This window comes from Micromonospora sp. NPDC048930, from assembly GCF_043197935.1.
GTDB lineage: Bacteria > Actinomycetota > Actinomycetes > Mycobacteriales > Micromonosporaceae > Micromonospora.
In genome coordinates this window covers 47,069-59,152 of sequence record NZ_JBICUB010000014.1, presented here as the reverse complement: position 1 = coordinate 59,152, position 12,084 = coordinate 47,069, and the positions used below count along the sequence as shown (strand labels likewise).

General features: G+C 72.8%; 2 protein-coding genes. Both read right to left on the bottom strand.

The genetic code is table 11. The features are described from left to right. Nucleotides 1–96: 96 nt before the first annotated feature. Nucleotides 97–11,748, bottom strand: a complete 11,652-nt coding sequence (locus ACGFI9_RS29105) for an amino acid adenylation domain-containing protein (RefSeq protein ID WP_393182907.1) — start codon at nucleotides 11,746–11,748, stop codon at nucleotides 97–99. Beyond that, complete coding sequence (locus ACGFI9_RS29100) at nucleotides 11,745–12,077, bottom strand: phosphopantetheine-binding protein (RefSeq protein WP_393182905.1); 333 nt, start codon at nucleotides 12,075–12,077, stop codon at nucleotides 11,745–11,747. The genes ACGFI9_RS29105 and ACGFI9_RS29100 overlap by 4 nt, the downstream gene beginning before the upstream one ends. Nucleotides 12,078–12,084 lie beyond the last annotated feature (7 nt).

Here is a 12,084-nt window from a genome sequence, read left to right as displayed (position 1 = left end):
GGCCGATCACGTCACGTCTACCGGTGGCTGGGTGGCCGTCCAGGTCCAGGCGGCGCGGACGGCGACTGCGGCGATGTCGCCGGGGATACGGCGCGCTCACCGCTCGCGGCCCTCGGCGAGTGCCAGCGCGTCCGCTTCCCCGCCGGTGAGGCCGGCCAACCGGCGGTCGGCCAGTTCCTGGAGACGGTCCTTGTCGCTGATCACCACGCTCGCGTCGGCGTCCGGCAGTTCGTCCTCCAGCCGGCGGATCGGCCGGTACGCGAAGCCGGCGGCGCCGAGCAGGAGGGTGCACAGCCCAGCGACGATCGTGGCCATCGCGATTCCCCGGCCCGGGCCGGTCCCGATCACGGCGCCGAGGGTGGCCGCCACGGTGCCGTTCGAAGCCAGCGGCTTGAAGACGTTGTCGGCCAGCGGCGCCGCGGTGAGGAAGCCCGCCGGCACCGTCATCCAGGACAGCATCAGGCCGGTCGACAGGACCCGCCCCTGCAGCTCCAGGCCGACCTTGGCCTGCACGATGGCGAGCCAGTGGGTGTTGACGAGCGCGGTCGCCAGACCCATGCCGAACAGCCCCAGCGCCGGGAAGAGCGGGTGCGGATGCAGTCCCACCGTGAGCAGCGAGATGCCGAGGAACAGCACGCTGTACAGGATTCCGGTGGTCCGCCGTTCCGTCCCGCCCCACACGCTCATGACGATGCTGCCCAGGAGCAGGCCGACGCCGCTGGCGGCAAGCACCGTGCCGAGGAGCGTCGGATCGCCGAAGGACAGCGTCAGCGGTGTGGCCAGGACCTCGACGATGGAGAAGAAGTAGTTGAGCAGTGTGGTGAGCAGGATCAGCGCGAGCAGGCCGTGCCGGCGCGTGATGAACCGCCAGCCGCCGACGATCTCCTGCCGGAACGTCTCTTCCCGCTTCTTGAACATGCTGTCGGGGAACCGGACCGAGAGGGTGATGGTCACCGCGAACGCGAAGGAGAGCAGGTCGATGAGGACGATGCCGCGCAGCCCGATCGCGATCACCAGCGCGCCACCGATCAGCGGGGCCAACAGACTGCTGGTGGCGCCGCCCAGTGACACCATGCCGTTGGCCCGGCCGTAGTACCGCTTCGGGACCAGTTGCGTGACGGCGGCCAGGTAGGCGGGCTGCTGGAAGGCGCTGGAGACGGCGGTGACGGTGATCGCGGCGAAGACCTGCCAGAGCTGTAGCTCGCCCAGCCACAGCAGCAGCCCCAGGGCCACGGTGCCGGTGGCGGCCGCCGAGTCGGCGCACACCATGATCAGACGCCGGTTCCACCGGTCGGCGACAGCTCCCGCGATCGGGGAGAGCGCCACCGCGGGCAGCAACGCGAGTACCGCGGCGGTAGCGAACATCGAGATGGACCCGGTGTGCTGGTAGACCCACAAACTCAGCCCGAAGCTGGTGAGTCCGGTGCCGACCAGCGAAACGAGCTGTCCGATGGCGACCAGGTAGAACACCGTCAAGCTGGCCTGGGCCCGTCGGGCCGGTGGGCGCTGCGTGGGCGCTGGCACCGCCGGCGGGTCACCCGGAGCCGCCGTGGCGGCCCGTGGCGCGGGCACAGTCGGCATCCCGGCCGCCGGGGACACGGCAAGCGCCGGCGCCGGTACGACGACAGCCTCGGCCGCCGACCGCCGGGCGGTACGGACGATGATGTCAGCGAGCTCGCGGGGCTGGTTCTTCGCGAAGTAGTGCCCGGCGGACTCGATCACCTCCAGCGACACCCGGTCGGCGAAGAACTCCCACTCCAGGTACCGCTCCTCGAACAGTTCCGTGGCCCGGTCGCCGTCGCCGATCACGCAGACGATCGGCGCGCGCAGTTTGCCCGGCAGCCCATCGGCGTAGGCGTCGGTGTAGTAGTCCTCCCCGACCGCCCAGTCGGAGAGGGCCACCCGCATGACGAACTCCTTCTCCCGTTTGTCGAGGACGTCGGTGAAGAAGCCGAGGGCGCGCAGGTTCTCCAGGGCGGTGCGTTTGGACGTCCAGCGCTCCGCCGGGAACAACCGGTGCCACCATCGGGCCAGCCGGCCGGGCAGCCGGGGCGCCGGGAAGTGGGCGCCGATGACGACCTGGACCAGGTCGACGCCGGCCTCCTCCAGCTGGCGGCCCAGCTCGACGGCGATGGCGCCACCAATGCAGTGTCCGTACACGACGACCGGGCCGCTGATCTCCTCGACCACCTCCGCCACGCACCGCGCGGTGATCTCGTCCATGGACAGCTGCCGCTCGTCCGCCCGGTTCAGGTCGTGGCCGGGCCGCTCCAGGGCGTACAGCGCCACGTCTCCAGGCATCGCCTCGGCGAGCGGCCGGAAGGTCGCCGCGCCACCACCGGCGAACGGTATGCCGATCACGGTCAAGGTGGCCGGCCGGCCGGACCGCGGTGGGGTGAGCTCGTGCAGGAGCCGATCGTCCGAGCCGTCCGAGCTCTCGACGTGCTCGGTCAGCGAACGGATGGTGGAAAAGCGGAACAGGTCCAGCACGCTGATCGGGGTGTCGAGGCCGCGCAGCGCGTTGATGGCCTTGAACGAGTCGCCGCCGAGGTCGAAGAAGTCGTCATCGATGCCGACGGTGTCGTACCCGAGCACCTGCGCCCAGCGGGACGCCAAGGCCTGCTGCAGCGGGGTCTGCGGCGCGGCCCCGCCGGCCGCGGCGCCGGCGCGCTGCCACGCCGGCAGCGCCTTCCGGTCCACCTTCCGGTTGTCCGTCAGCGGCAGGGCCTCCAGCACGACGAACGCCACCGGCACCATGTAGTCCGGCAGGTAGGTCCGCAGGTGGGCCCGCCACTGCGAGGTGCCGGCCTCATCGGCGTCGGGCTGCAGGGCCAGGTAGGCCACGATGGCCGGCTCACCGCCGTCCTCGCGTACGACGACGGCGCACTCCCGCACGGTCGGATGGCGCTGCAACACCGCTTCGATCTCGCCCAGCTCGATGCGGTACCCGTGCACCTTCACCTGCGAGTCGTTGCGGCCGAGGAACTCGATCCTGCCGTCGCGCCGGTACCGGCCCAGATCGCCGGTGCGGTAGAGCCGCCCGCCGGGGTGGAACGGGTCGGGCACGAAGCGCTCGGCGGTGAGCTCCGGTCTGCCGAGGTAGTCGCGGGCCAATCCGAGACCGCCCAGGTAGAGTTCGCCCACCACGCCGACCGGTACCGGGCGCATCGCCGCGTCGAGCAGGTACGCCTGGGTGTTGGCGATCGGCCGCCCGATCGTCACCTCCGGCGCGCCGCGTTCGATGCGCTCCGCCGTCGACCAGACCGTCGCTTCGGTCGGGCCGTACAGGTTCCACAGCTCGGCCACCCGCTCGGCCAGGTCCCGGGCCAGCGCCGCCGGCATCGCCTCGCCACCGCAGAACGCCCGCAAGCCAGGGTTGCCGGCCCACCCGGAGCCGAGCAGCAACCGCCAGGTCGCCGGGGTCGCCTGCATGACCGTAACGGTCTCCGCCTCGATCAGGGCGGCCAGCCGGCTCGCGTCGTACGCCGCCTCCCGCGAGGCCATCACCACGTGGGCACCCACGATCAGCGGCAGGAACAGCTCCAGGGTGGAGATGTCGAACGCGTAGCTGGTGATGGCGAGCATCGTGTCGTCGGCGCCGAGACCCGGTTCGTCCCGCATCGCCGCGAGCAGGTTGACCAGGCTGGCCTGCTCGATGCGTACCCCCTTGGGGCGACCGGTGGACCCGGAGGTGTAGATCACGTACGCCAGGTGCTGGAGTGTGGCCACCGGCTCCGGGTTGTCGTCCGGCACGTCGGTGTCCGGCGCGGTCAGCTCCGGTCCGTCGCAGAACACCACCTCGCCGACGAAGTCCGGGAACTGCCCGACCAGGCCAGTCTCGGTGACCAGCACGGTCGCCCCGCTGTCCTCCAGCACGTACCGCTGCCGTTCCAACGGGTACGAAGGGTCCAGGGGCACGTACGCGCCGCCGGCCTTGAGCACGCCCAGCAGCGCCACGAGCAACCGGTCGGAGCGCTCCAGCGAGACGGCCACCGGCAGGTCCGGGCCGACTCCGGCCCGGCGCAGGCGATGGGCCAGCCGGTTGGCCCGGGCGTTGAGCTGGGCGTAGCTGAGCGTTCTGCCCTCGAACGTGACGGCGGGCCGGTCCGGGGCCGCGTCGACCTGCTGCTCGAAGAGTTGAACCAGGCCGAGGGTCGGCGCGGGCCGGGCGGTGTCATTCCACTCGACCAACTGCCGGTGCCGGTCTGCGGGGGTCAGGATGTCCAGGTGGGACAGCCGGACCGACGGGTCGGCCACCACCGCGGCCAGCAGGGCCTCCAGGTGCGCCATCATCTGTTCGGCGGTCGCCGCGTCGAACAGCGCGCAGTTGTACTCCAAGCGCAGGCGGAGCCCCTCGTCGAGCTCGTACGCGTACAGCGCCAGGTCCTGCTGGGTGATGCCCGGTTCGATGTCGAGCGGCGCCACCCGCAGACCGCCCATCCGCAGTTTCCCCTGCTCGGGAACGTTCAGCAGGTTGAACATGACCTGGAACAGCGGGTTGCGGCTCAGGTCGCGCGGCACGTTGATCGCGTCGACCACCCGCTCGAACGGCACCTCCTGGCGGTCGTACGCCTCCAGCGACGTCCGGCGCACCTGGGCCAGCAGGTCGGTGAAGCTCCAGCTCTCGTCGACCGTGGTGCGCAGCGCCAGCATGTTGACGAAGAAGCCGACCATCGGCTCCAGTTCCGCCCGGACCCGCCCCGCCACCGGGGTGCCGACGCAGATGTCGCGCTGCCCGCTGTAGCGGAACATCAGTGTCTGGAACGCCGCCAGGAGCGTCATGAACAAGGTGGCCTCGGCCTGCTGACCGAGCCGGCGCAGCCCGTCGGTCAGCGGTTGTCCCAGCTCCCGGACGCAGACCGCGCCCTTGAACGTCTGCACCGGCGGGCGCGGACGGTCGGTGGGCAGCTCCAGCGTGGTGGCCACCCCGTCGAGCTGGCGCAGCCAGTAGCGCATGTCGTCGTGGTCGGCCAGCGACGCCAACCGCTCACGTTGCCACCGCGCGAAGTCGTGGTACTGGATGGCCAGCTCGGGCAGCGGCGACGGACGACCGGCCAGGAACGCGTCGTACAGCGCGGCCAGCTCGGTGTTGATGAGCCCGAGGGACCAGCCGTCGGAGACGTTGTGGTGCATGGTCAGCGACAGGATGTGCCGGTCCGGGGCGAGCCGGAAGAGCACCGGGCGGAACAGTGGACCGCTCGCCAGGTCGAACGGGCGGTGGATCTCGGCGAGCAGCGCCGCGTACACCGGATCCGCCGGCTCGACGCCCGGTTCGACGGGCGCGTCCGCCGGCAGGTCGACCACGGGCATCTCGATGGCGCTGGTCGGCAGCACCACCTGCACCGGATCGCCGTCTCCGTCGGCGACGAAGACGGTGCGCAGCACCTCGTGCCGGCGGACGAGTTCGGCCACCGCGGCGCGCAGGACCGCCACGTCGAGGTCGCCGTCGAGCCGCAGCCCGGTCCCCATCGTGTACGCCACCTCGTCGTACACCCGGTCCAGGAACCACAGTCGGTGCTGTCCGGAGGAGAGCGGGGCGGGCCCGGCGTCCGCCGCGGCGCGTGGGATCGGCGCCAGCACCGGCGCCGGGGTGCCCGGCAACGCGGCGGCGACACCGGCGGCGGTCGGATGCGCGAAGACCGTCTCGATCCGCAGTGCCACGCCGAGCCGGTCGTGCACGCGCGCCACGAAGCGGGTGACGAGCAGTGAGTCAGCGCCGAGTTCGAAGACGTTGTCGTCCACGCCGATCGGCGCGATGCCCAGCAGTTCCTGCCAGATCGCCACGACCTGCGACTCGACTTCGTCGCGGGGCGACACGTAGGCGCTGCCAAGGGCCGGCCGGTTGCCGACGGCGTCGAGGACGGGCGGGGCCCCGGTGACGTGGTCGGCGTGCGGTGCGGTGTCGCCGCCCGGCACCAGGCTGCCGGCGGCGCCGCCCACGGTCGTGCCGGCGGTGGGGCGATCCACCCAGTAGCGCTGCCGTTCGAACGGGTAGCTGGGCAGTTCCAGCCGCTGGCGCGGGACACCGCCGTGCAGGCATGCCCCGTCGATCGGTACGCCGGCCAGCCACAGCCGGCCCACCGCGTCCAGCAGGGTCGCCACGTCGTCGGCGTCGGCGTCCGGGTCGGGTATCAGCCGCACGACCTGGCCGGGCGCGACGCCGGCCTGCCGGGCCAGCTCGCCGAGCGCCTGCCCCGGCCCCACCTCGGCGACCGCCAGGTCATCCTGCGCGAGCAGCGCGGCGCAGTCGGCGAAGCTCCCGGACTCCCGCAGGTGCCGCACCCAGTACTCGGGGTCGGTGACGGTGCCCGGGGTGACCGGCTCGCCGGTCAGGCTCGACAGGAGGGGTACCTGGGGCTCCCGATAGTCCACCCGGCGCGCCTCGTCGCGGAACTCGGCGAGGACGGCCTCCGGCGGTGCGTCGTCGCGCCCGTCGGTGAGCCGCCCCCACGCGCACACCAGCCGCAGCGCATCCGCAGGCGCGAAGACACCGGCGAGGCACGCGGCGACGTACTCCCCGACGCCGTGGCCGACCAGCAGTGCCGGCCGTACCCCACGGTCCATCAGCAGCCGGGCCAGCGCGTACTCGGTGACCACGAGCGCGGGCACAGCCAGCCGGGGTTCCTCCAGCAGCCGCTCCGCCTCGGCCAGGCCGGCCGGTGCGGGGCAGAGCAGCGGCCGCAGGTCGAGACCGAGCGTGGGCAGCAGCAGCTCGGCGCATTCGTCGACCACCGCCCGGTACGCCGGCTCGGCCCGGTACAGGCCGGCGCCCATGCCCGCGTGCTGCGCGCCGTATCCGGGGAAGGTGAAGGCGAGGCCGCGGTCGGCCCCCTCATGCGTCGCGGTGCGCAGCCGGGGCGTGGTCGGGTCGCCGAGAACGGTGCGGGCGTCCTCGCGGTCGGCGGTGACCAGGAACCGCCGGTGGCTCATCGGCTGGCGTCGGGCCAGCGTGGCGGCGACATCGCCGAGGTCGGCCTCCGGGTGGGCGTCGAGGTACTCGCGCAGGTGCTCGGTGCGGTGGTGCAGTGCGCCGGCCGTGCGGGCGGAGAGGACGAGCAGCCGGGGGCCGGTCTGCGATGGCGGCGGCGTGAGCTGCGCCGGCGCTTCCTCCAGGACGACGTGGACGTTGGTCCCACCGATGCCGAACGAGTTCACCCCCGCCCGCCGTGGCGCGTCCTCGGCCGGCCACGGACGGGCGGCATCGTTGAGGTAGAACGGGCTCGACCCGAAGTCGATGCTCGGGTTGGGTCGGGTGACGTTGACGGCAGGCGGGAGTGTCCGGTGGCGCAGCGCCAGCACGGCCTTGATCAGCCCCGCCACGCCGGCGGCGGCGTCGGTGTGCCCGATGCTCGCCTTGACCGAGCCGAGGGCGCAGAACTGCCGGTCCGTGGTGCCGCGGCGGAACGCCTCGGTCAGCGCCGTGACCTCGATCGGGTCGCCGAGCTGGGTGCCCGTGCCGTGCGCCTCCAGATAGCCGATCGACCGCGGGTCGACACCGGCCGTCGCCAACGCCCGGCTGACCACCTCGACCTGGCCGTGCACGCCCGGTGCCGCGTACCCGGCGCGCCGGGCGCCGTCGTTGTTGACCGCCGAGCCGCGGATCACGGCGTGGATGAGGTCGCCGTCGGCGATCGCGTCCTCGAGCCGCTTGAGCACCACGACGCCGGCACCGCTGGAGGCGATGGCGCCGCGCGCGTCGACGTCGAACGGCCGGCAGTGACCGTCCGGGGAGAGCAGGCCGCCGTCGTGGTGGAGGTAGCCGCGCCGCTGCGCGGGGAAGACGGTCGCCCCGCCGGCCACCGCGATGTCCGACTCGCCGGTCAGCAGGCTCTGCCGGGCCATGTGTACGGCGACCAGCGAGGTGGCGCACGCCGCGCTGACGGTGATGCTCGGGCCGGTCAGGTTGAGCTTGTACGAGATCCGGGTGGCCAGGAAGTCCTTGTCGTTGCTCATGGCCAGCTGGTGGTCGCCGACGGCCCGGACCAGTTCCGGTGTCGTGCTGAGGTGCTCGAGGTAGTAGGTGTTGCGGCCGGAGCCGGCGAACAGGCCGATCTGGCCGGCGTACGCCTGCGGATCGCAGCCGGCGTGCTCCAGCGCCTCCCACGCGCACTCGATCAGCAGCCGGTGCTGCGGGTCGAGGATCTGCGCCTCGCGGGGGGTGAGGCCGAAGAACGCCGCGTCGAAGCGGTCGATGTCCGGCAGCACGGTCCCGGCGCGGACGTACGCCGGGTCGGCGAGCAGGCCGGGATCCGCGCCGTCGGCGAGGGCCTCCTCGACCGTGAACTCGCGCACCGCCTCGGCCCCGTCGCGGATCAGGCGCCAGTACTCCTCGACGGTCCGAGCCTCGGGGAAGCGGCAGGCGAGTCCGACCACCGCGACCGCGCCGCTCGGCGCGCCGGCGCGGACCGGCGCGGTGGCCGGCGTGGCGGCAGCGGCGGCCGGCGCGGCGGTGGTGACGTGCCCGCGTTGCGTCCCGCCGGTCCGCTCGGTCAGGAAGCGCGCCAACGAGTCGACGGTGGGGTGTCGGAACAGGTCGGTGACCGTGATCAGGTCACCGAGCTGCTCCCGCAGCCGGCGGTGCACGGCGAGCAGCCGCATCGAGTGGCCGCCGAGGTCGAAGAAGTTGTCCTGTACCCCGACCCGGGGCACGTCCAGCACCTCCTGCCACGCCTCGACCACGAGCTGCGACAGGTCGGCGCGCGCGCCGGCTGGCGCACCGACGGCCACGACAGGCGCAGCCGGCACGGCGGCGGCGGGCGTGTGTGTGGCCGGTGGGGGCAGCGCCCGCCGGTCCAGCTTGCCGTTGGGGGTCAGCGGCAACGCGTCCAGGGTGACGAACGCGTTCGGCACCATGTACTCCGGCAGCCTGTCCTTCAGCGCTGCCTTCAGCGCAGCGGCCGGTGCCGGGCCGACGAGGTAGGCGACCAGCAGCTTGTCGCCGGGGGTGTCCTCCCGGACGATCACCGCCGCGTCGGTGACCCCGTCCTGCTCGCGTAGCGCACTCTCGATCTCGCCCAGTTCGATCCGCAGGCCGCGCAGTTTGACCTGATGGTCGATCCGGCCGAGGAACTCGATCACCCCGGCGCCGTCCCGGTCGACCCGCCACCGGGCCAGGTCCCCGGTGCGGTAGAGCCGGGCGCCCGGATCGTCGGTGAAGGAGTCCGGAACGAACCGCTCCGCGGTCAGCGCGGGCCGCCGGTGGTAGCCGCGAGCGAGCCCGATCCCGCCGATGTGCAGTTCCCCGGCGACGCCGATCGGCACCGGGTTGCCGTGCGGGTCGAGCACGTGCAGCCGCAGGTTGCTGATCGGCGCGCCGATCGGCACGCTGCTGAGACCTTCCAGCGCCTGCGGGGTGCAGTGCCAGGCGGACACGTCGATGGCCGCCTCGGTCGGGCCGTACAGGTTGTGCAGCTCACAACCCGGGAAGCGCCGGGTGAAGTCGACCGCGCACGCCAGCGGCAGTTCCTCACCGCTGCAGATCACCCGCCGCAGACCCGTGCACGCCTCGACACCCTCCTCGGCGAGGAAGACGGCCAGCATCGACGGCACGAAGTGTGTTGTGGTGACCCGTTCCGCGACCAGCAGGTCCCGCAGGTAGGCCGGGTCCCTGTGGCCACCCGGCTTCGCCAGCACCAGCCGTGCGCCGGTCTGCAACGGCCAGAAGAACTCCCACACCGACACGTCGAAGCTGGCCGGCGTCTTCTGCAGCACCGCGTCATCGCCGCCGAGGCGGTACGTCCGCTGCATCCAGTCCAGTCGGTTCACGACACCCCGGTGCGTGTTCGGCACGCCCTTCGGCCGCCCCGTCGAGCCGGAGGTGTAGATGACGTACGCCAGATCGGCCGCTCCGGCCGACGCCGGCGGGTCACCGGTCGGCTGGCCCGCCCAGGTGTCCGCGTCGTCCAGCACGAGCACGGTGGCCGCCGTGTGCGGGAGCACCTCACGCAGGTGCCCCTGCACCAGCACCACCGGCGCCGCCGCATCGTCGACCATGAACCGCAGCCGCTCGGCCGGGTACTCCGGGTCCAGCGGCACATACGCGCCGCCGGCCTTGAGCAGGCCCAGCAGCCCGACGACCAGCTCCACCGAGCGTTCGGCACAGACACCGACCAGCGTCTCCGGCCCCACCCCCGCCGCACGCAGCCGGTGCGCGACCTGGTTCGCCCGCGCGTTCAACTCCGCGTACGACACCGTACGCCCGTCGAACGTCACCGCCGGCGCCTCCGGAGTCCGGACCACCTGCCGCTCGACCAGCCCATGCACGGTGGCCTCGTGCGGGAAATCACCGCCCGTGTCGTTCCACGTCGCCAACAGCGCCCGCTCGTCGGCGGTGAGCAGGTCAGCGCTCCCGACCGGGGCGGTCGGGTCGGCGAGCAGCGCGGTGAGCAGGGTCCGGTAGTGACCGGCGAGTCGCTCGATGGCCGCGGTGTCGAACAGGTCGGTGCGGTACTCGACCGCCATGCCGAGGCCGTCCGGCCCGGTGCGGACCAGGAGGGTCAGGTCGAACTGGGCGGTGCCGAGCGGCACCTCGATCCGGCTGACGTCCAGTGCGGACAGTCGCGGCGACGCGGGCTCCTCGCCGTAGAGGAACATCACCTGGAACAGCGGGCTGTGGCTGGGGTCCCGGACCGGCCGCAGCGTCTCCACCAGCTTTTCGAAGGGCAGCTCCTGGTGCTCCTGCGCATCGAGCACGGCGGCCCGGACCCGGTGCAGCAGCGCCTCGAACGACGGGTTGTCCGCCAGCGCGGTGCGGATCGGGACGGTGTTGACGAAAAGCCCGATGAGGTGCTCGGTCTCGTCGCGACGGCGGTTGGCCATCGGCGTGCCGACCACCACGTCCCGCTCTCCGGTGTAGCGGGACAGCAACACCTGAAAGGCGGCGAGCAGCGCCATGTACGGCGTGACGTGCAGGCGCTGGCAGAGCGCGAGCAGCGCGTCCTGCGGGACGTCGAGCGGGAAGGGCCGGGTGACCCCGGCGGCCGACTGGACGGCGGGACGCGGCCAGGTGGTGGGCAGTTCCAGCACCGCCGGCGCGCCGGCCAGCCGGTCACGCCAGTGGTCGAGCTGCGCGGCGGCCTCCGGCCCGGTCAGCCAGTCGTGCTGCCAGGCGGCGTAGTCGCCGTACCCGATCGGCAGCTCCGGCAGGTTCGGCCGGCGGTCGTCCAGCCGCGCGGCGTACAGCTCGGCCAGCTCGGCGTTCAAAATCCGCAGCGACCACTCGTCGACCGCGACGTGGTGGAAGGTGAGCAGCAGCACGTGCTCGTCCGGCGCGATCCGCAGCAGGGTGGCCCGGAACACCGGGCCGTGCGCGAGGTCGATCGGGGTGGTCGACTCGGCGGTCAGCCGGGCCTGCACCTCCGCCTCCCGCTGGGCCGCCGGCACGTCGGCGAGGTCCACCACCTGCAGCAGCCCGGTCCCGGGCTCGGCGACGGCCTGCGTCAGGCGGTCGCCGTCGGCGGCGAGCGTGGTACGCAGCGGCGTGTGCCGGGCCGCCAGCGCGTCCACCGCCCACCCCAGGGCGGCGGCGTCCAGCGGGCCGCGCAGCCGGTACGCGGTGGGCACCAGGTACGTCGCAGCGCCGGGCGACAGCTGGCTGAGGTACCACATCTGCCGCTGGGCGTACGACGCGACGGCGCCGTCGGTCGCGCCTCGCGACGGGATGCGGTCGGCCTCGGACTCCGACGCCTTGCGTCGGGCGCGCAGGGCGGCCAGCAACGCGGCCTTCTCCGGCGTGAGCAACTCGGTCACTCCAGCCGCCCGAGGATCGACGCGGCGTCGGATTCGGAGTAACCGAGGACGGTGAGGTACTGCTCGGCTGCCTCGTCCAAGGCGGGCCCGTGCTCGGCACGCAGCGCGGCGGTCAGTTCGGCCACCGTGGGATGTTCGAAGACCGCGCTCATCGGCACCCGGACGTCGAGCGCGGTACGCAGCGTGGCGGCCAGCCGGGCGGCGGTGAGCGAGTCCCCGCCGAGCCGGAAGAAGTTGTCGTCGTCGCCGACCCGCTCGACGCGCAGCGCGTCGCGCCACGCCGCCGTGACGACGTCGCGCACCGCCGTCCCCGGCTCGTAGTTCGTCACAGGTCCC